This is a genomic window from Pseudomonas sp. MWU12-2037 (genome assembly GCF_023242345.1).
Lineage (GTDB): Bacteria > Pseudomonadota > Gammaproteobacteria > Pseudomonadales > Pseudomonadaceae > Aquipseudomonas > Aquipseudomonas gingeri_D.
Map to the genome: position 1 here is coordinate 69,583 of NZ_JALLIZ010000003.1, position 20,919 is coordinate 90,501.

General features: G+C 59.5%; 14 protein-coding genes. 7 read left to right on the plus strand and 7 right to left on the minus strand.

What is annotated here, in order from left to right:
- Position 1: 1 nt before the first annotated feature.
- From M5B42_RS06235 to orn, 4 genes are all read right to left on the minus strand, one after another.
- The gene (locus M5B42_RS06235; RefSeq protein WP_248745295.1) at positions 2-3,019 is read right to left on the minus strand and encodes a hypothetical protein; all 3,018 of its coding nucleotides are present in this window, start codon (positions 3,017-3,019) and stop codon (positions 2-4) included.
- 52 nt (positions 3,020-3,071) lie between these two features.
- A complete protein-coding gene (locus tag M5B42_RS06240; protein WP_248745296.1) occupies positions 3,072-7,163 on the minus strand; it encodes a hypothetical protein in 4,092 nt (1,363 codons plus the stop codon).
- 137 nt (positions 7,164-7,300) lie between these two features.
- Complete coding sequence (locus M5B42_RS06245; protein ID WP_177101505.1) at positions 7,301-7,915, minus strand: trimeric intracellular cation channel family protein; 615 nt, start codon at positions 7,913-7,915, stop codon at positions 7,301-7,303.
- Positions 7,916-7,999: 84 nt separating this feature from the next.
- Complete coding sequence (orn, locus tag M5B42_RS06250; protein WP_103496860.1) at positions 8,000-8,542, minus strand: oligoribonuclease; 543 nt, start codon at positions 8,540-8,542, stop codon at positions 8,000-8,002.
- 110 nt (positions 8,543-8,652) lie between these two features.
- Here orn and rsgA point away from each other — a divergent pair, with 110 nt between their 5' ends.
- Entirely contained in the window at positions 8,653-9,684 is a 1,032-nt protein-coding gene (gene rsgA, locus M5B42_RS06255) for a small ribosomal subunit biogenesis GTPase RsgA (protein ID WP_152737694.1), read from the plus strand.
- Between the two features lie 48 nt (positions 9,685-9,732).
- Here the strand turns inward: rsgA and motB are convergent, their stop codons facing one another.
- Both motB and motA read right to left on the minus strand, forming a co-directional pair.
- Positions 9,733-10,773, minus strand: coding sequence for a flagellar motor protein MotB (gene motB / locus M5B42_RS06260; RefSeq protein ID WP_248745297.1), 1,041 nt, complete (start codon positions 10,771-10,773; stop codon positions 9,733-9,735).
- 3 nt (positions 10,774-10,776) lie between these two features.
- Positions 10,777-11,628: a flagellar motor stator protein MotA gene (gene motA, locus M5B42_RS06265; protein WP_103496863.1), complete on the minus strand. Its 852-nt coding sequence runs from the start codon at positions 11,626-11,628 to the stop codon at positions 10,777-10,779.
- Positions 11,629-11,838: 210 nt separating this feature from the next.
- Between motA and M5B42_RS06270 the strand changes: the two genes are divergently transcribed.
- From M5B42_RS06270 to M5B42_RS06285, 4 genes are all read left to right on the plus strand, one after another.
- Positions 11,839-13,377, plus strand: coding sequence for an HDOD domain-containing protein (locus M5B42_RS06270; protein WP_248745298.1), 1,539 nt, complete (start codon positions 11,839-11,841; stop codon positions 13,375-13,377).
- Positions 13,378-13,421: 44 nt separating this feature from the next.
- Positions 13,422-14,237: a thiosulfate sulfurtransferase gene (rhdA, locus tag M5B42_RS06275; RefSeq protein ID WP_248745299.1), complete on the plus strand. Its 816-nt coding sequence runs from the start codon at positions 13,422-13,424 to the stop codon at positions 14,235-14,237.
- 18 nt (positions 14,238-14,255) lie between these two features.
- Positions 14,256-15,119: an archaetidylserine decarboxylase gene (gene asd / locus M5B42_RS06280; protein ID WP_152737698.1), complete on the plus strand. Its 864-nt coding sequence runs from the start codon at positions 14,256-14,258 to the stop codon at positions 15,117-15,119.
- Positions 15,120-15,326: 207 nt separating this feature from the next.
- Complete coding sequence (locus M5B42_RS06285) at positions 15,327-17,129, plus strand: molecular chaperone (RefSeq protein ID WP_248745300.1); 1,803 nt, start codon at positions 15,327-15,329, stop codon at positions 17,127-17,129.
- Between the two features lie 6 nt (positions 17,130-17,135).
- Here the strand turns inward: M5B42_RS06285 and serB are convergent, their stop codons facing one another.
- The gene (gene serB, locus M5B42_RS06290) at positions 17,136-18,338 is read right to left on the minus strand and encodes a phosphoserine phosphatase SerB (protein WP_103496868.1); all 1,203 of its coding nucleotides are present in this window, start codon (positions 18,336-18,338) and stop codon (positions 17,136-17,138) included.
- A gap of 133 nt (positions 18,339-18,471) precedes the next feature.
- Here serB and M5B42_RS06295 point away from each other — a divergent pair, with 133 nt between their 5' ends.
- Together M5B42_RS06295 and M5B42_RS06300 are read left to right on the plus strand one after the other, a co-directional pair.
- On the plus strand, positions 18,472-20,025 hold the full coding sequence (locus tag M5B42_RS06295; protein WP_178129787.1) for an AhpA/YtjB family protein: 1,554 nt from the start codon (positions 18,472-18,474) through the stop codon (positions 20,023-20,025).
- A 166-nt stretch (positions 20,026-20,191) separates the two neighbouring features.
- Positions 20,192-20,878 carry an NYN domain-containing protein gene (locus M5B42_RS06300; RefSeq protein ID WP_248745301.1) on the plus strand — a complete coding sequence of 229 codons (687 nt, stop codon included), beginning with the start codon at positions 20,192-20,194 and terminating at the stop codon, positions 20,876-20,878.
- Positions 20,879-20,919 lie beyond the last annotated feature (41 nt).

A 20,919-nucleotide genomic window follows, 5' to 3' on the forward strand; every position in this document is an offset into this window, starting at 1 on the left:
CTTATTCCTTTTCGACCACGTCATACCGGTTGATCTGATCCTTCAGATACGCCTTGGAGTGCTTATCCTCAGCCACCCTATCGGCCAATTGAGTAAAGCCTTGTTGAAGAGCCGGCTCCGGTAGAGCCGACTGGAACCGATAAGCCTCCTCTCGATGACTCCGCTCCGACTGTTTCAAAAACTCAATCAACTGATCGGCGCTGAACATCCCCTCCTCAAGCAGCAGGCTGAGTCGTTTTTGCGCGGAGCGTTGCCACGCCAGAATGCCTTTCAAGCAAATCGTCAGCAGGTGCTCGTCCGTTTCCAGAAAAAAGAACAGGTCATCCTCTCTTATTTGCGCCGTTCTGAAACTGACAGCAGGGGCTGAAATAAAGTTGACCGCCTCCTTCTTTGTAGACAGGAAGAGCACCTTGTCCCCGCCCAATACGTCGGAAATTTCAATGGTATTTCTATAACCGTTGGCAATCACATTGTCGGTTCCACCCTGGTTGAGGTAGAAAAAGTTCTCGGGTAAATTTCCGACCAGCTGGGTTTCATGCCGACCGCCATGCAGATAGGCCACGTCACCCCGCGCGATCAAAATATCCTGACCGTCTTCGCTGGGATAAAGGGGCGTATTGGCCTGCCCCAGAATGCTGTTGCGCAACACGTACTCTGTCTTGCCACTCCACTGACGCAGAACGGTTTTCTCACCCAGCGTTTCACGACTGAGGTCAACGTGTCGCCGCCAATGGACCTTTCCGTCGTTTTGCGACACTTCCAGGCTGTACCGGCGTCCCCTTATCTCGATTTCCAGAAACTCGCCGATCGGCTCCTTCAAGAAATTGACCAGCGTCAACGAGCCTTCCTTGAGCGACGTCTGGCGCCCCCCCAACCTGGCCAGAAGCACGGAATCCTGGGTCGCGGCCAGCTCCTTTTCAGGATCGACCAGCACGGCCCACTCTAAAACGATACTCCCCCAACGCTCATCCTCCGGCCCCGGGACCTGCATCGTGATGTGCTCCAGTTCGACCCCCATCAGCTTCAGACGAGAAGGCGCCATGCCCTTGCGAAGGTCTTCCTCCGCGGCTAAATCAAAGGTGGTGTGGGAGTCCCACATCAGATAAATCGTATTCGGTGAGCCGCGACCTTGAACCTTGCTGCGCCCCTGGCCCACATACAGGATGTTGGAAAAGAGCGGGTCCAGTTCATATTCATGGTTGCCTTTCAGGCAGGGAATGTAGGTATACGGATTGAATTTCCCTTCGACGGCCAGAAAATACGGTGCGTCATAAGTGCCCCCTTCAAACTCCCTTTCCGCGCGGTATGTGTAAGGTGAAGGGGTTGCCGAAAGGGCACTTTTTTTCATCCAGATACAGAGCACCAGTATTTCCACACCCCGCCACCAGGCGGGTGTTTCTTCGAGGCTGGCTTTTTTCAGCCAGGCGCTACTGAATAGCTTTCTTCCGGTTTTCGAATAGCCATGAACAGAGACATTCTTCGCCACCGCTTCGGGAAAGCCCCCGCGCATGAACACATCTTTCGCCATTCTTTCAAAAGAGAAAGGAATCTCCGTATAGGCCAAAACATGTTGTTCAAGAAACGCTTCCAGCTTGGAATCCTCGACCACGGGATCTATATCCAGGTCCTCATGGGGGAGATCCACCCCTTGGGCAATCGCTGAAAATGTCAGCGCGCGATCAAAGTAAAAGTCAATTTCGGAGAAAAATACCTGATCCATTGCCGCCGAGGGAAAGAGAGGCGTCAGAAGGATTCGATAATAACAAACCGAGGTATTTTCTTTTAAAGGGTCCTTGATATCCAACTGAAAAAAGTAGGGGTCGCCCTGCCTGTCCAAATTGAACAATCGCGTCGTGGCAGCGTCTTCGATGACTTTTCTAAAGTGACCACGACCTACATAGGGCTCCTCGCCCAACGGCTGATAATGTGCGTCGAGCATTTCATAGGAAAAATTGACGATTTCCGGTGGTGCCTGTTCAAAATACGCCAATCCCTTCATGCGCAAAAAAGATTCCTGATCAAGATAAGTGACCGATGCGAGCGACGCCATATCAATCAGCAGCCCATGCTCTATTTTCTTGACTGCCGTCGAAAGTTCAAGGTGGTGCACACTGTTATAGGACACCTCACTTCCCGAATCATAAAAAACCCTGAACCGAGGAAAGTCGATATTCAAATACTTGAACAGGTCTTGGCCATTCAATAGACATTTCATCTCCAAAAAGTCGAGGCTATGGGTCTTGTTGATGGCCTTCATATCGATAAGCTGATGGCTTGACGCGCGAGCCATGATCAGCAGGAAATCTTTTTTTTCGTCCTCCAAAGAGCTGACTCGAGCGCCCCCACGCGTCGTAATACGGTAGGAAAACTGCAGGGAGCTCAAATGGAAGGCTGACGTCGGAACACTCGGAAGAATAACGAAACCTTTTGCTTTGGCTTTCTTTATCTCCTCAAAACTCAGATACCCTGTTGTCGGGATCGTCGGCTGCCCGTCATGCCGGGTCAGCTTGATTTCGTAATTGACCAGGGTGTCGCCTGGGTATCGATCGAGATCCGCCTCCTTCTCTGCATTGAATACCAGCGCTGTCGAGTCATAGGGCCGACTGGCGGCGCTCCCCAACATCACCGGCTGGTTATTCCCGGGAATGGGAAGTTCCGGCAAATCCATTTCCAGAACATTATATAAACGATTTCCGTAATAGAGATCGGGATTCAAGGTAATGGTCTGGTTTTGCAGAATGAGCTTTAAATTATTCTCTATGTTCTTTCTTAGAATCAACTCATCATCTTTGACTTCGCTGACAAAAAAATTGCCCTCCAACGACACCTGCAGCTTGGCTTGATCACGATCCTCCACCTTGAACGATTGCCTGTTAACAGATGTCACCCGTGGGTCCAGCCGGGTGATGAGATCATAATATCTCAGCGAAGTATCCGTCAGAATCAACTCGACCTTTTCCAGCTTCGAGTCCGTCGGGGCGGCATGCCCGGTAATCTTTATTACTTTCCTGTCACTCATCACTTATATTCCCTTAAAGTGCTTAAACTTTATTTAACCGTCAGATTCGTACCTAAACGGAAACTGCAAAACCGCTGACCGATGCCTGTATCTCAATCTCGCAACGACGAACCTCCCGCCTCAACAGCAGCAGCGAACGTCCCGTCGAGTTTCTCAGCGTGATCCGTGAGCCTTCCCCCACCACCGCCATCACGGGGTGGGTTTCTCCGCTCTTGAAGCGGATATAGGCCGGCAGCTGGACGGTCCGCACCACCTGCTCCAGCGCGCAGGCGCCGTGGTCAGCGGCATTCACCAGGTCGAGCCGGAAAGTACTCTTGTCCTTGAACTTGACGACCTCCAGCGAAGGCAGGGACAGGTCCAACTCCGCCAGCGTTTCGCGGGCATCCTCCTGGCCGGACAGGTCCAGGCTCACTTGAGGCAAACGCAGGAACGCCCCCTCGGGCACGATCAACTCCGTTCGGCTGCCAAAGTTCGAGTCAAAGTCTTTTGAGGTCAGTACGCTCTTTTTGAACTGCAGGGTGTAGGCGGTCTCGGGGTGCAGCCTGACCTGGTATTTGTTGAGGGCCTGCTCCTGCGGGGACTCTCCCGCCGCCCAGCCGAACGGATTGGCCTCCAGCAGTAGATGAGGCGTGGCACCGAACAGCAGGATCGTCGGTGTCGGACCGAAATCCAGTACCTCCAGCTGCGTACCCGGCGTGGAAGGCATCGTCACCATCAGCTTGCGCTCTCGCCCCCGGCGAGCCTCCCGACGGCGCAGGTACCAGCCCTTGTAGACCTGCTCGCTTTTGCCCTTGCCCTTGGCATCCGACCAAACGGCCAAATCAGCCGGACCAAGCCCCGCCGGCGACAACGTGTAGCCCCTGGGCTGCTGGCGAACACTGGTGTCCTGGCTCACCATCCCGATGTCCTTGATCGGGTTGGTCTGATCCTGATCGTCCACGTCATTGATCATCGGCGTCAGAAGAAGATCGATACCTTCTTCATACAAGCCGCTGCTGATGGCACCTTGCGTGTGATCGGCATTCCCCTCGAACAGCCGATCCGCCGCCTGGCGCATCTGCTGCTGGGTCAGGATCCCCGGCAGCGTCGAGGCGCCGAACAGATTACTGAAGAACAGCCCCACCTTCTCATCCCAGCGATAATTCTCCAGCTGGGCGAGGCTGACGATGGCATTCAAGAGGATATTCACAACGGCCAGGGCCATGCCCACAAGGATCAGAGCGACTCCTACCCCGGGCACGCCAATCAGGATAAATCCCGCCAGACTCACACCGAACGAGGCGCCATCGATCACCGTCATGGTGATATAGAGCGCCTGCTCTTCGGCGCTCTTCGCCAAGCGGGCGCCCTCGACGTTGCGGTACAGACTGACCGCCGTGAACAGCACATCCAGGGGCAGCAACACCTTGTTCATCTTGAAGAACAGATGATCAAGCCTCGCCTGCCAGAGCGCTCGCGAAGCACTGGAGGCCAGGCGCAAGGCGAGTACCGGCCCGATGTCGGTGGTGAAATCAAAGACCCCCTTGATCACCGCCAATGAGTCGCTGGTGGTGAACAGGCCCGACTTGACCGAAGAAAAGTCCAAGTGGAAGGGCTGGGTGCGGAAGTCCACGAAGACGCCGAAGGCCCCGAGCAATCGACTGGAGCCGGCGGCCACCCGCGCGGTGCTCTTCAGGACGGCGGGGGACAGTTGCTTTTTCTCGATGGCGGTTTTCGCGCGGCCGAGGTTTTCCTGGGTCTCTTGCAGGCTTCTCAAGGACGCCGAGTCCTGCACCAGCGCCTTCTTTCGTTTCAGGCTGTTTTCCAGCTGATCGATGGCGGGAAGAATTCTGTTTTCCTCGCCCGACTCGAGCACCGCTCTCAGATCCCGCGTCGACACGCCAAACTGTTCGCTACCCACAAGGCCCTGTCGCAGGGCCGCGTCCACCACGATAGTATTCGACTGCGGACTCGCCTCTTGAAAAGAATGGAACACCGCCGGAGTGAAATTGACATAGGGTATATTCTTGAAAAACTCACGAGCGGCCGCATCGATATTGATGTTGGTCATCTCGAAGTAATCCTGCTTATCGAGTAAAAACATCTTCCTGTAAGCAAGCTGGTAATTCGTCTCGCTGCTAGGTACCGGGCTACCACACAGCCTGAAAATCACATCCGTAAAACTCCTTATTTTTAACGGACCGACAGGATCATAAGGGTCGATCAGAAATTTTAATTTCGTGCTTGTATACAGATTATAGCCGCCCACGAAATCACGTCGCGCCCTGGCCAGCTTCAAACTCGCCAGAAAAAACACTACTTTTCTGATTGTCTTGACTTCACCGACGGGCAATAACTGTGATCCCTCCGCTATAGAGGCGACCGTGACCAATGAGCGAATTGCGTCAACGTTTTCGGGAAAATGTTCGCTGATGAGCCGGGTATATTCATCAACACCGCGCTGCCGAACATCAAAATACTCCGTTACAACCCCCCTCAAATACCTGAGCGATACGTTTTCCAGCTCAGAACCGGCGATGGGAGATATCCGACTCACCTTGAGAACATTGGTACTCCTCAAGTACTCAATGAATGAAGGATTACTCAAATCGGGATCATGACCCGGCCATTCAAAATGTTCTTTGACCGCCAACTGAATAGTGGGGTAGGTATTGATGAGATACCTGAACGCCTTGAGAACGTGACCCGGAAAAACCAGATATTGCGCTTGCCAGCGACTCGACAGATGTCCGAGGGGTGGCTCGGCGGTTAATACAAGAGGCGCGGTGGGACTGCTGACGACAAGCACATTGGGAATCTTGTCCGTTTCAAAATGAGGCAGCGCCTTCTCCAGAAGAAGAAGCGTGATGTGGGTGGCCAGACTTTGAGAAATATGGCAAGACTGAAAATTGACAACCTTTAATTTTTTAAACCCAGCCTCGGCATAGGTCGCGAGTAAATTGCTGTATAGCCAACCCGCTACCTTTTCTGCGTCCCCGAGCACACGACTCTCTATATCGATGCCATGCCCTATAATGTTGACAACCCCATCAAAAGGCAGCCCCCCCGTGGTGGGAGAAGCATAGCCTATCAGCAGACGACTATTGCTCAGGGTATAAGCCGCGTCCCAGGTTAAATACGGACGAGCGCCAGGACTGAGTATACCGGCCAGGATTCTTCCTCTAAGCGTCGTAAACTCCTCGTGGACACTGAGCAACACCCGCCGCCATTCAGCAGAGTTTACGTTAGGTAGAGAAAGAAGCGTTTGGGCCAGGTTATGCTCTCTCAATGCCGTTAATTGGTGAAGCCCGCTAAGGTAACCAAGGGGAATTGAGCGAAGATTGATGGCTGACAAAAAATCAATAAAGTTTTTCCGTGTCTTGATACGCCCTTTCCATCGCCTGTAGTAGGTGGAAAGCAACTGCATGGACGCACGGTCGGTAACACTTTGCGAAGCGATAACCTGATAGAGCCTGATATCGGCAACATCATCACCCACCAGGAGATTCAACGAATGCCCTACGGCTCGCTTGCGTCGACTGTTTTTCGTAGCCGACACCCCGGCATTCGTCAGGACCACCCCTCGCAACGCCCTCATCCTTGCCTGTGCGACGCCCACCTGGTAAAGAGAAAGCAGTCCATTCAGAAACCCCAGCTCTTCTTTTTTCCCCCTGAAATCCCCGCCCTCCAGACTGGCCTGGGTCGTGAAATCCTGGGTCAGCACAAAGTTGATCCGCTGTTCTTCGGCGGCGGGCGCCTTTATCAATTTCGACTTGAGATCTGCATACTCCGCCCTTGACTCCTCAGTCATTTCTTTCCAGAGAGAAAAGGTCGATATTTCCTGCATGAAATCGAATACAAAACGATCTCTAAAGCAAGGATAAATAATGCGCTGCTCATTCACTCCTTGCGTATAAATCCGCCCCAGGAGATAGGCCTTTTCGCCCAGGGCCGCATAGATTTCCCTATCCTGCAGATAAAGACCCGGTAAAGAAACATCATACTTCTTCAACGTGCGCCGAACCGTTTCCAGATAGATCAGGCTGTCTTTGTTCAAGACACCACCCGAAATCTGATAGTGATTCAGGTCCGGGTCGAACAGTAGCTTTCCACCCTGCGCAAGGGGGCGCGAAGGGAGGCTGCCAGGCGGAAAAGACTCAAGCATCGCAATATCCTTATTACTCCTGATGAGTCACAAGGCTACGCGCAGTCCTTTTCTAAATAAAAACGGAATTTATTGATCCGATGCCTGCGAAACAGATCAACAATAAGAGATCAAACAATAGATATATAGGTCCACTATCAGGCCTGATCGTTATAAACAAACTTCGGCATTTCCCAGTGAAAGCGAATGGCCAATAAGCGCAGCAGGAAACCACCGGATAGTGTGATCAAGATCGCCTGTTCGCTGGGCAACTGCCAATAGGTACAACCCAGGAAACACCAGGCGGCGGCGAACGAGACGCTGGCATAGAGTTCACGGCGGAAGACCAGGGGAATATCGTTGCAGAAAATATCTCGCAGTACTCCACCAAACACCCCGGTGATCACCCCACTGACCGAAGCCACCATCATGCCTTGCCCCATTTCCAGGGCGGTCATGCAGCCGATCAGGGTAAAGGCCACCAGGCCCAGGGCATCGAGCACCAGGAACAGTGAACGCAAGTGACGCATCAACGGCGCGATAAACACCGTCACCAAGGCCGCGACCGAGGTCAGTACCAGATACTCAGGGTGCTTGACCCAGGTCAGCGGGTAATGCCCCAGCAACACGTCGCGCACCGAACCGCCGCCGAGGGCGGTGACACAGGCGATCAGCACCACGCCGAACCAGTCCATGCCACGACGTCCGGCCGACAGGGCACCGGTCATGGCTTCAGCGGTAATGGCGACGAGGTAGAGCATCAGCAACATGATGGCGATCCGGGCAGGTGAAGGCCGGCAGTCTACTGATTTGCGCCGCGCCCCAAAAGGGCGCAGCGCGCTAATCATCGGTGTGACTCAGAACTTGATGAAGTGCTTGCGGTAGTGCTGCAGCTCGGCGATCGACTCGCGAATATCGTCCAGTGCCAGGTGCGTGCTGCCCTTCTGGAAGCTGTCACGCACTTCCGGCGCCCAGCGTGCGGCCAATTCCTTGAGGGTGGACACGTCCAGGTTGCGGTAGTGGAAATAGTTTTCCAGGGCCTTCATATGACGCGCGAGAAAGCGTCGATCCTGGCAGATGCTGTTACCGCAGATCGGCGACTTGCCTTTCGGCACCCACTGCTCCAGGAAGGCGATGGTCTGCGCCTCGGCTTCGGCCATGTCGATACGGCTGTCACGCACGCGCTGGGTCAGGCCCGAACCGCCATGCTGACGGGTGTTCCACTCGTCCATGCCGGCCAGGATCGCATCGCTGTGATGGATCGCGATCACCGGACCTTCGGCCAGGGTGTTGAGATCGCTGTCGGTGACGATAGTCGCCATTTCGATGATGACGTCGGTGTCCGGGTTCAGGCCGGTCATCTCCAGGTCGATCCAGATCAGGTTCTGTGGGTTTTGCATGGGTTGGCTCCTCGGCGTAGCCGCACAGTTTAGCGCAGGCCGCGCTTGCCGGGCGTGCTAAACTCGCGACCGCTTGACCCTCCCCGCCGATTCAACGATACGGAACACCCATGGCCAAACGCCAGCTCAACCGCCGCCAGAACTGGCGCATCGAAAAGATCCAGGGCGAACGCGCCTCACGCGCCGCCAAACGCGAATCCCAGGCCGTCGAGGCACTGGAAGGCGGCGACCTGGGGGCCGAGCAGACGGGCCTGGTGATCGCGCACTTCGGCGTGCAGGTCGAAGTCGAGGCGCTGGAAGGCGAGCTCAAGGGCCAGGTGTTCCGCTGCCACCTGCGGGCCAACCTGCCGGCGCTGGTCACCGGCGACCAGGTGGTCTGGCGTGCCGGCAACCAGGGCATCGGCGTGATCGTCGCGCAACTGCCGCGCACCACCGAACTGAAGCGCCCGGACAGCCGTGGCCAGCTCAAGCCGGTGGCGGCCAACGTCGACATGATCGTGATTGTCTTCGCGCCGCTGCCCGAGCCCCATGCCAACCTGATCGACCGCTACCTGGTGGCGGCCGAGCATGCCGGTATCCGACCGCTGCTGCTGCTGAACAAGTTCGACCTGATCGACGAGCAGAATGCCCCGGCGCTGAATGCGTTGCTGGCGGTCTATCGGCAACTGGGTTATCCATTGCTGGAAGTGTCGGCCCATCACGGCAACGGCATGGAACAGCTCCAGCAACAACTGGACGGGCGCATCAGTGTGTTTGTCGGCCAGTCCGGGGTCGGCAAGTCCTCGCTGGTCAACAGCCTGCTGCCCGAGGTGGGCACCCGTGTCGGCCCGCTCTCCGAGCTGTCCGGCCAGGGCACCCACACCACCACTACCGCGCGGTTGTTCCACTTCCCTGGCGGCGGTGAGCTGATCGACTCCCCGGGGATTCGCGAGTTCGGCCTGGGTCACGTGAGCCGCGCCGATGTCGAGGCGGGGTTTATCGAGTTCAACGACCTGATCGGCACCTGCCGCTTCCGCGATTGCAAACATGATCGCGAACCCGGCTGCGCCCTGCTCAAGGCCCTGGAAGACGGCCGTGTGCAGCAGCAGCGGATGAACAGCTACCGCTCTATCATCGCCAGCCTGCCGCAAGACAGCTATTGAGTTGACCGAAACAACAAGGCCGCGATCATCGCGGCCTTGTTGTCTGACTTATGAGCCTGTCTTGGGCTTGCCCGGCTCATCCATCTTCAGCACACCGTCCTCGAAGATGTTCAACCGTTGCCGCAGCTCATGAGCCGGCAGCGGCTGCTTATCGGCCGGCAGCGCGTTCGGATCGGCGGGCACTTCACCCGGTGCGCCCTGCCCCTCGGTCGGGGTCGGGGCCGGCGGTGCGTCATCCGAGCCCTGCTCGCCTTCGATGGCCTTCTGGGCCTTCTTGGTCAAGACCACGATATCGATACGGCGGTTGACCGGATTGAACGGATCGGCCTTGTCGAACAGTGACGACGAGGCGTAACCCACCACCCGCGCCACTTGCGTGTCCGGATAGCTGCCGGCCACCAGGGCACGGCGGGCCGCGTTGGCGCGGTTGGCCGACAACTCCCAGTTACTGAAGCCGCCGGTACCGGCGTACTGCTTGGCATCGGTGTGGCCGCTGACGCTGATCTTGTTCGGCACCGCCTTGATGGTGTCGGCCATGGCCAGCAGGATATCTTCGAAGTAAGGCTTCAGGCGCGCGCTGCCGGAGTCGAACATCGGCCGGTTTTCCGCATCCATGATCTGGATACGCAAGCCATCCGGAGTGATCTCGAACTTGATCTGGTCCTTGAACTTCTGCAGTTCAGGGCTCTCATCAACCTTTTTATGCAGCTCCTGCATCAGCAATTCCAGGCGCTCTTTCTCCACCTGCTCGGCCATGCTCTCGACCTGATCGGTGTCGACCGTGACCTTGTCCGGTTGCGGCTGGGATTTGACTTCCGGGTTGAGGGTCTTGTCCGGTGCCAGCACCGGCGAACCACCCAGGTCGATGATGTAGGGCGTACCGCTCTCGGAGAAGCCGATCGGGTCCTTGAAATAGCCGGCGATGGCGATCTTCTGTTCCGGGGTCGCGGTGGACAGCAGCCACAGCACCAGGAAGAACGCCATCATCGCCGTCGCGAAGTCGGCGAAAGCGATTTTCCAGGCGCCGCCGTGATGCCCACCGGCAAAGCGCTTGACGCGCTTGATTATGATCGGCTGATTGTTTTCCATGACTCAGCGACCGCGAACCGCTTGTTCCAGCTCGGCGAAGCTGGGACGGTGCTTCGGATACAGGACCTTGCGCCCGAACTCCACCGCCAGCGACGGTGGCATGCCGGAAGCCGAGGCCACCAGGGAAGCCTTGATCGCTTCGTAGATGTTCAGCTCTTCCTTGGCATCGTGGGTCAGGGAAGTCGCCAATGGACCGAAGAAACCGTAGGCGGCGAGAATACCGAAGAAGGTACCCACCAGTGCCGCGCCTACGTGCAGGCCGATGGACTTCTGGTCGCCCTCACCGAGGGAGGCCATGGTCACCACGATCCCCAGTACCGCCGCGACGATACCGAAGCCGGGCATGGCATCGGCGACGCCGGTCACGGCATGGGCCGGATGCTCGAGTTCTTCCTTCATGGAGAACAGCTCCATGTCGAACAGCCCTTCGAGTTCATGGGGCGCCATGTTGCCGGAAGACATGATCCGCAAGTAGTCGCAGATGTACGCGGTCATGCGCTCGTCTTTGAGCACCGCCGGATACTTGGCGAAGATCGGGCTGGCGGCGGCGTCTTCGATATCACCTTCAATCGCCATCATGCCTTCGCGACGGCTCTTGTTGAGGATCTCGTAGATCAGCCCCAGGACCTCGAGGTAGAAGGTGTGGGTAAAACGCGAACTGAACATGCTCAAGGATTTCTTGACCACGTGCATCGTCATGTAGCCCGGGTTGGCCTGCAGGAACGCACCGAAGGCCGCACCGCCGATGATCATCACCTCGAAGGGTTGGATCAGCGCGGCAATCTTGCCGTGGGAAAGCACGTACCCGCCGAGCACGCTCGCGAATACGACGATGATGCCGATAATTTTAGCCATAGGTAGAGAGCACTTACTGAGTCGGGTTCAAGGTCATATTCGGAAGTTAATAAATCTCTTCTTCTCCTTATCGGCGAATCTGCGCCAGACTATAGCCAGTTCAGGCGAAAAGCCAGAAAACCGGCCATGTGCCAGCTTGCACGGTCGATTGCGCGGCGCCTGCCCAGCCCATTACGGGCCTGTTAACAGTGATGATGATCGCGCTCGAATATGGCTAACGAAACGACTGTCTCCACACAAAAACCCAACACGTTGCAGGGCTGGGTCAAGCTGCTGCAAGCCGTGCGCTTGCCCGTCCCCCAGGACAGTCACGACCGGGTCTGCCGCGCCATCCGCGACAATCGCAGCTCATTGCGCGATATCGCCGAGCTTATGCAGGACAGCCCGGCCCTGGCGCTGAGTGTGATCTGCGAGGCCAACCAGCACACCCATGGCAGCATGACCGAGCCTGCGGAAAACCTTGAGGTGGCGATCAATCGCCTGGGCCTGAAACGCACCGAGGAGCTGCTGGCGCGCCTGCCGGCCAAGGCACCGGAAGAGATTCCCATCGCCTTGCGTCAGCTCCAACTGATCAGCCAGCACGCCAGCCAACAGGCCAACGGCCTGTTCGCCGCGCGCCTGGCGCGGCTCTGGCAGGACATCCATTGGGGCAGCCTGTTGTTTCTCTCGCCCCTCTGGCCATTGGCCCTGACGCATCCCAACCTGCTCGAAGACTGGGAGCTGCGGGTGATTCACAAGAATGAATCGGCCGCGGCCGTCGAACAGGAACTGTTCGGCGTACGCCTGCTCGACCTGTGCCAGGCAATGGCCGATATCTGGCGCCTGCCGAACTGGGTGACCCAGGGCTATCATCTGCTGAAAACCGAATTGCGTACCCTGGCCAGGGCGCTGCACATCGCCCGTGACAGCGAGCACCGCCTGCACCAGCAACAGCAGCTCGACGCCGATCCGGAGCTACGCCGCTGGCTGAACCAGCCCTCCAACACGGTGCTGCTGGCCAACGGCCTGGCCCTCTCGGCGCAACAGGCCTGGGACAGTCCGCACCATCTGCGCTGGCAATACCTGACCAGCCTGTACCTGCAACAACCCATGGATGAGTTGCAGCAGCAACTGCACCAGCAGGCGGCACAAAGCGCCAACCAGCACAGCATGCCGGATCTCTGGCACCCGGCCGAAGCCCTGATCTGGCGCGGCAGCATGCGCCGCGTCCACAGCGGCCTGCTACCGGCAGTGGATCCTTCGCCCGAAGCCCTGGCCCTCTGGCGCAAACATTGTGCCGAACTGCTCGCCGAACCCAGCCGGTTCACCAACGCCATGCACCTGACCGGCATCGCCCGCGACGCCCTGAGCACCTGCGGCCTGCGCCGGGTGATGATCCTGATGGCCGACCGGACCCAGAGCACCCTGCGGGTGCACCAGATCGCCGGGTTGGCGAAAGAGTCGGCCAGCCTGGTGCTGCAGGTCAGCTCGAGCCCGGTCCTGCAACGACTGCTGAGCCAGCCGGCGCAGATTCGCCTGACCCCGGCCAACAACGCCCAGTTCTCCGCCCTGCTGCCCGGCAACCTGCGGGCACAGTTTCCCGGCGAACACCTGCTGCTGCGCTCCCTGAGCAATAATGGCCGGGTGATCATGCTGGTGGTGGCCGACCAGGGCGGCGGGCCCTTCTCGGAAATGACCGTGCAGGCCTTCGGCAAAACCGCACAGTGCATCGAGAAGGCGCTGCACGCCTTTACCAACCGTGGCGCCTGACGCTGCGTTACAATCTTCCCTTTTTTGCGCCCTGGAGACCTCACATGCCTGACTTCTCTGGCTTGCCGTTGGTGATCGAGCCCGGCGACCTGCTGCCCCGCCTCGGCGCCCCCGAGCTGATCCTGGTGGACCTGACCAGCAGCGCCCGTTATGCCAGCGGGCATATTCCCGGGGCCCGTTTCGTCGATCCCAAGCGCACCCAACTGGGCCAGCCACCGGCCCCCGGCCTGATGCCGCCGCAGGCACTGCTCGAAGCGCTGTTCGGCGAACTGGGGCATAACCCGGACGCGGTCTACGTGGTCTATGACGACGAAGGCGGCGGCTGGGCCGGACGCTTTATCTGGCTGCTGGACGTGATCGGTCACAGCCGTTACCACTATCTGGATGGCGGCCTGCACGCCTGGCTGGGCGAAGGCCTGCCCGTCGACAGCGACATCCCCGCGAGCGTCGGCGGCCCCGTCACCCTGACCCTGCACGACGAACCCACCGCCACCCGCGACTACCTGCAAAGCCGCCTCGGTGCCGCCGACCTGGCCATCTGGGACGCCCGCGGCCCGCTGGAATACAGCGGCGAGAAAGTCCTCGCGGCCAAGGGTGGGCACATCCCCGGCGCGGTGAACTTCGAATGGACCGCCGGCATGGACAAGGAGCGCCAGTTGCGCATCCGCCGCGACATGCCGCAGATCCTCACCGACCTGGGCATCACCCCGGACAAGGAAGTGATCACCCACTGCCAGACCCACCATCGCTCTGGCTTTACCTACCTGGTCGCCAAGTCGCTCGGTTACCCGCGCGTCAAAGGTTATGCCGGCTCCTGGGGCGAATGGGGCAACCACCCCGACACCCCCGTAGAGATTTGAAATTTCCAAGGATTCTTGATGAAAAAGCGTTTGTTCATCCTCAGCCAGTACCTGCTGCCCCATCACCTGCTGTCGCGCCTGGCCGGCTGCATCGCCGAATGCCGCGTGCGCTGGTTCAAGAACGCCTTTACCGCCTGGTTCGCCAAGCGCTACCAGGTGGATATGTCCCAGGCGCTGGTCGAAGACCTGACCGCCTACGAGCACTTCAATGCTTTCTTCACCCGCGCCTTGAAAGACGGCGCGCGGCCGCTGGATGAAACCCCGGGGGCGATTCTCTGCCCGGCGGACGGTGCGGTCAGCCAGCTCGGTCCGATCGAACACGGCCGGGTGTTCCAGGCCAAGGGCCACAGCTACAGCGTGCTGGAACTGCTCGGTGGCGACGCGGTCGCCGCCGCACCGTTCATGGGCGGCGACTTCGCCACCATCTATCTGTCGCCGAAGGACTACCACCGGGTGCATATGCCCCTGGCCGGCACTCTGCGGGAAATGGTCTACGTGCCGGGCCGGATTTTCTCGGTCAACCAGACCACGGCGGAAAACGTCCCGGAGCTGTTCGCCCGTAATGAACGTGTGGTCTGCCTGTTCGATACCGAGCGCGGGCCGATGGCCGTGGTCCTGGTCGGTGCGATGATCGTCGCCTCGATCGAAACCGTCTGGGCCGGGTTGGTCACACCGCCCAAGCGCGAACTGAAAACCGTGCGCTACGACGAAGCCGCGCGCCAGCCCATTCATCTGGAAAAAGGCGCCGAACTGGGCCGTTTCAAACTGGGCTCCACCGCCATCGTGCTGTTCGGGCCACAGCAGGTACAATGGACTGAAGGGCTGGTCGCGGGCTCGCCCGTGCGCATGGGCCAAGGCCTCGGCGCTCCCGTCCAGGCCTGATGTACACTGGATCTTTACGGCTTGCGAGCTGCCTTCGCAAGCCCGAAAGACCAGGGCAGGGACAACGGGTCACAGTCGGATTGGACCGGTAAGGCTGCAAATGTCCCGCGGCCCTGCTAGAGGTGTGGCATTATTTTGCTATCGTTTTTTTGTCATCCTGGCCTGTAGTGGGCCCGGGTTGTTTCGCTGCCGGAGCTGGACCGCTACATGAGCAATCCGAGTCCCCATCTGTTGTTGCGCGCACCGACGCCTACGCAGTTGAGCCTGTCTTTCTGCGATGCGACACCGCGCGACCTCAAGCGCTGGATCGCCGGCCTGCCGAAAGCCAATCTCGGGGAAACCGCTCGCCTGCTGTATCAGGGCCTGGGCGAACTCAACCTGTTGCTCACCCCCAGCGAAAACCGCCTGCAACTGCTGGAACTGCTGCGCCCCGAGGTGTACTACGTCTGCAAGCACCTGGAACGACACTTTCTCAACCAGTCCATCGTCCTCGACGAACGCCCGAGAAAAGTCGCCAACCTCTGCCAGGCCCTGCAAAACCACCTGGCCATCGGCTACAAGCAGATCGCCATGCGCGTGGCCTCAAAGGGTGGCAAGGACCGCACCCTGCTGACCACCGCCCTGCAACGGGCGCTGCATTGCCTCAACGGCCCGCTGGTGCGCGCCAGCCAGCTCTATTGTCCGGTACCGGAAAGCCTCTGGTTCGAGGTGCACCAGCTCTATCAGGTGGCCCTTGCCCATCAGGTGCAGAACACGCCGGTGTTCGACGAGCAGGCCAGCCAGCCGCTGCCCCTGAGCGTAGAGAACACCTATATTGTCGCCCTGCTGCTGGGGTGCGCACGCAGCAACCAGATGCGCCAGAACAATATTGCCCGCCTGGCAGAGGTGCTCGAACCCTGGAGCGCCCAGGTCCGGCTGCAAGGTGCCGAGCAGGCGTCCAGCCTGTTCTCCGTCGCCCCCGGAAGCGACGCGCCGCCACGCTACACGTCGCTGTTCGCGGTCGAGCAACTGCCGAACCTGATCGGCATCGACACGCTGCCCCTGGTCGAAGCCATCAAGGACTACCTCGCGCTGCCCGCCGACCTGCGCGGCCAGTCGCGCCTGCAAGTCCCCAGCGGTTTGAGCCTCGACGTACTGCAACACCTCAGCGCCGCCTGGGGCGAAGCCGCCGAACGAACCTTCCAGCGCACCCCGGGCCAGGGCACCGTGACCCTGTGTGTCGGCATGAGCGCGCTGCACTTTTACCTCGGCGGCCAGCGCTCCTTCAGCGATATCCTCAAGATCCCGACGGCCAGCAAGGCCGCGCAATTCACCGTGCAGTTGTCCAACAGCGCAGAAAAGGATGCCTGGAACCACGCCTTCGACGCCCAGCGCGCCGGCAGCGCCGACACCCTGCTGCCTTACGAGGAAATCCAGTATCACGTCAGTGATGCCGACAGCAGCCAGGCCGCTTTCAATAGCGCCGAAGATTTCCCGACCCATGGCCTGCAGATCATCAACCACAGCCCCGGCGGCTACTGCCTGGCCTGGCCCAAGGAAGTACCCGCGCAATTGCAGGCAGGGGAAATGGTCGGGGTCCAGGACCCCTCAAGCCAGGGCTGGAGTGTCGCCGTGGTGCGCTGGATCCGCCAGGTGCGCAGCGGCGGCACGCAGATGGGCATCGAGCTGGTGGCGCCCCATGCCCAGCCTTGCGGCCTGCAACTGTTGCGCGGCGGCGAAGGCCACAGTCAGTATCTGCGGGCCCTGCTGTTGCCGGAAATCAGCGCCATCGGCGTACCGGCCACGCTGCTGGCGCCACGCCTGCCGTTCCAGGAAGGACACAAGGTGATCATCAACAGCAATGGTGAAGAACGCCGGGCCGGGCTGAACAAGCGTCTGGCCAGCACCGGCAGCTTCAATCAGTTCGAGTACCGCCTGCTCGAACAGCCGGTGACACCCAAGACCGATCCGAGTGCCGGTGGCCTGGGCGTTGCCGAAGACGACTTCGGCTCGCTGTGGAAAATCCTGTAGCCGGCTTCAGCGATCCCGCACGCCCAGCAGATACAACACCCCATCCAAGCCCAGTGTCGAGATCGCCTGTTTGGCCGAATGCCTGACCAGCGGCTTGGCGCGGAACGCCACGCCCAATCCGGCAATCGCCAGCATCGGCAGGTCATTGGCGCCGTCACCGACCGCGATGGTCTGCTCCAGGCTCAGGCCTTCCTTCTCGGCCAGCTCACGCAGCAGATCGGCCTTGCGCTGGGCATCGACAATCGGCTCGATGGCCACGCCCGTGCATTTGCCGTCCACCACTTCCAGTTCGTTGGCGAAGACATAATCGATACCCAGCTTCGCCTGCAATTGCTTGGCGAAATAGGTGAAGCCCCCCGACAGGATTGCAGTCTTGTAGCCCAGGCGCTTCAACTCGGCGAACAGCACTTCGGCGCCTTCGGTCAGGCGCAGCGAGGCGCCGATGGCGTCCAGCACACTGACGTCGAGGCCCTTGAGCAGCGCCAGGCGCTCCTTGAAGCTGGCGCGAAAATCCAGCTCGCCGGCCATGGCCCGCTCGGTGATGGCCGAGACCAGTTCGCCCACGCCGGCCGCCTTGGCCAGTTCGTCGATCACTTCGGCCTCGATCAGGGTCGAGTCCATGTCGAACACCGCCAGGCGACGGTGGCGACGGAACAGCGAGTCTTCCTGGAGGGCGATATCGGCATTCAGCTCCTGGGCCGCGTTCAGGAACTCGCGGCGCAAGGCTTGCGGATCGGTCAGTTCGCCGTTCAGAGAGACTTCGAAGCAGCTCTTGCTCAGGGCCGACGGTGCGGCGGACGGCGTGTGCGCCGACAAACGGTCGATCCGCTCGACTTCCAGACCATGGCGCGCCGTGATCGCAATCACCCGCTGCAACTGCTCGGCGGTGACCTGGCGGCTCATCAGGGTCGCGACATGGCGCTTGCCGCCCGATGTCGCCAACCAGTCCTGATGCTCAGCCTCGGAAAACCGACTGAAACGCACCTGCTGCGCGCGCCCGGGCAGGCTGGCCTCAATGTCCAGGTGTATCGACGCGGCCCGCGCGGCGTCCGCAAACTCGACCAGGATGCCGAACGCCAGACTGCCGTGGATAGCCGCCTGGCGGATATCGAGAATGTTCACAGCACCTTGTGCCAGCACGCCAGTAATGGCTGCGGTCAGACCCGGACGGTCCTCTCCGGTGATGCTGATCAGGACGATTTCGCGCAAAGCGCACCCCCGCTCGTTAAAAAAAACGCATTCTACCCACTTTCACTGACCATCGGGCACAGCCAGCGCTTTGCCGGTCTAGGGCCTCTCGCTATACTGCGCGTCAACTTCACGGACAAAAGAGCCGCGCTCAGTGAACCGGCCCACGCCAGTCAAAACCGATAACTTCTTCCTGCTGATCTTCCGGGCCTTGCGTCACCGCCGTGTACCGCTCGCCTTGCGCATCGCCAGCCACAACGTGATCCTCGTCGCGCTGGCGCTGGTCATCTACGCCTGCGTGATGGGATTGCAGTTCAAGGAAGCCATGCACCAGCAGGCCGATGCCCTCGGCCAGAGCCTGACCACCCAGACGGCCACCTCTGCCACGGAACTGCTGGTGTCCAACGACATCCTCAGCCTCAACGTGCTGCTGAACAACCTGACGAAGAACCCGCTGGTGGCCCACGCGGCCATCTACAGCGTGGATAACCGCATCCTCGCCGAAGCCGGCCAGCGTCCGAAAAACGGCCTGCTGGGTGAAGCCGAAGGGCTGTACCAGACCAAGATCACCTTCCAGGACGTGACCGCCGGGCATCTGCGCATCAGCCTGGACATGGCGCAATTCCAACAGCCGATGACCATCAGCCTGCAAAGCATGGGCATTCTCAGTGCGATCCTGCTGGCCTTGGCCCTGGCCTTGAGCCTGCGCCTGGGCCGGCATATCTCCACGCCGCTGCTGCAATTGCGGGTCTGGCTGCGGGACATGGACGAACACACCCCGGCGACCCAGCGCCAGGATGAAATCGGCGATCTCGCGCGCCAGTTGCATTCGCGCTTCGCCCCGGTCAAACCGGAGCCCGAGCCGGAGCCGGAAATCGACTACGACGAGAATGACTACGTCGAGGAAGAAGAGGACGTCGAGCCGGCGTTCCAGGTCCGCAACCTGCGCGACCCGAGCTTCGACGAGACCGCGGCGGCGCCGACACCCAAGCCGGCTCCGCGGCATATTGTCAGCAACGTGGAAGACGAACTGGACGACGACGAAGACCCGTTCGCCGACCTGCGGGAAAGCCCACGGCCCGCGAGTGGCGCGGCAGTGAAACCACAGCCGGTAGCACCGAGCCAGCCACAGCACAGCGCGGTGCTGGCGGTGCAGTTGGGTGCCCAGGACCAGTTGCGGCGCCTGCCACGCGCGCGCCTGACGGAACTGCTGGACCGTTACCGCGATTGCCTGGACCAGGCCGCCTCGTTGTATGAGAGCGATCTGCACACGCTGAACGACGGCAGCACCCTGATGCTCTTCCACACCGAAGACAGCGGTGATGACTACCTGACCAACGCCATCTGCTGTGGCGAGCTGCTCCGGGCCCTGGGCCATCAGTTGCAGATCGAGGTGGCCGACAGTGGCATTACCTTGCAACTGCAGCTGGGTCTTACGTTGGGCGATGAGTTGTTCGGCCTGAGCCAGATCGACCTGCTGCTGACGGAAACCGCCCAGGACGCCCTGGCGCTGTCGCAACACAGCCGCAACCTGCTGCTGGTGGAACGACGCATCAGCGATGACCCGCTGATTCGCCAGCGTGCGCGTATTCGGCCGATTGCCAGCCCCGAGGGTGCCTGCTGCGTGGAACGCTTGATGGAGCCGTATCCGTCGATGCTGGAACGGCAACTGGCGCGGATGCACGAGACGCGGGCCAAGACGCAGTGAAAAAACTTGAATCACTCCTGGATTCAAGCGCTGTTGCTCCACTGCTCAAAAATGAGTAGTCTGAGCGCACGACTCAACCTCTGGCGGGCCGATTAAGTTCAGCCTCAGCCTCAGGTGAAAAAACCGGCCCAATAGCCGGTTTTTTCGTTTTCAAGGATCTGAATTTGTGCGTACCGCTTTTTTCGTAGACGGGTACAACCTCTACTACGGAGCTCTTCACGGCTCGCCCTATAAGTGGCTGGACCTGCCGGCCATCCTCTCCCGCATTCTGCAGGCTCAGAACCCGGCCTGTGAAACGGCGTCGGTTCATTACTATACCTCTCCTGTCATTGCTCGACTGGCAACCCGTGGCCAGGCATCCAATGACGCTCAAAGCCGCTATATCCGAGCACTGCAAACAAAAGGGGTCACGGTCGTACTCGGTAATCATCGCCTTGCCAGAGGGTTCGCCCCCAGATTCGTCAAAGGACAAAAAGCGTCACGCTCTGACCAAGTGGCTATCTGGCAGCTCGAGGAAAAAGAGACGGATGTGAACCTGGCACTGGGCATGTATCGAGCGGCCTGCCAAGCAGAGCCGCTACAAATCGGACAAATCGTTCTAGTGTCAGGAGATACCGATCTCGCGCCAGCGTTAGCCGCCATCAGAACAGATTTTGCACAGCTCACGCTGGGAGTGATCGTGCCCCACAGGAGCGAGAATGGTGAGTTGGCCCGGGAAGCCCCCGGATCACTCAAACTCCATTCGCACTGGATACGCCGATCTATAAGCGATACTGAATTAGCGGCTTGTCAGCTACCGCCAAAAGTCCCGCTACCAAAGAAACCCGCCATCATCAAACCGGACTACTGGTAGCGAGGGCGGCTGGCACTGACAGCCAGGCGCGGAGGCTCTGA

Coding starts and splice junctions, on each gene's coding strand:
- M5B42_RS06235 (WP_248745295.1), bottom strand. CDS start 3,019: ATGAGTGACAGGAAAGTAATAAAGATTACCGGGCATGCCGCCCCGACG.
- M5B42_RS06240 (WP_248745296.1), bottom strand. CDS start 7,163: ATGCTTGAGTCTTTTCCGCCTGGCAGCCTCCCTTCGCGCCCCCTTGCG.
- orn (WP_103496860.1), bottom strand. CDS start 8,542: ATGCAAAACCCACAGAACCTGATCTGGATCGACCTGGAGATGACCGGC.
- rsgA (WP_152737694.1), top strand. CDS start 8,653: ATGGCCAAACGCCAGCTCAACCGCCGCCAGAACTGGCGCATCGAAAAG.
- motB (WP_248745297.1), bottom strand. CDS start 10,773: ATGGAAAACAATCAGCCGATCATAATCAAGCGCGTCAAGCGCTTTGCC.
- motA (WP_103496863.1), bottom strand. CDS start 11,628: ATGGCTAAAATTATCGGCATCATCGTCGTATTCGCGAGCGTGCTCGGC.
- M5B42_RS06270 (WP_248745298.1), top strand. CDS start 11,839: ATGGCTAACGAAACGACTGTCTCCACACAAAAACCCAACACGTTGCAG.
- rhdA (WP_248745299.1), top strand. CDS start 13,422: ATGCCTGACTTCTCTGGCTTGCCGTTGGTGATCGAGCCCGGCGACCTG.
- asd (WP_152737698.1), top strand. CDS start 14,256: ATGAAAAAGCGTTTGTTCATCCTCAGCCAGTACCTGCTGCCCCATCAC.
- M5B42_RS06285 (WP_248745300.1), top strand. CDS start 15,327: ATGAGCAATCCGAGTCCCCATCTGTTGTTGCGCGCACCGACGCCTACG.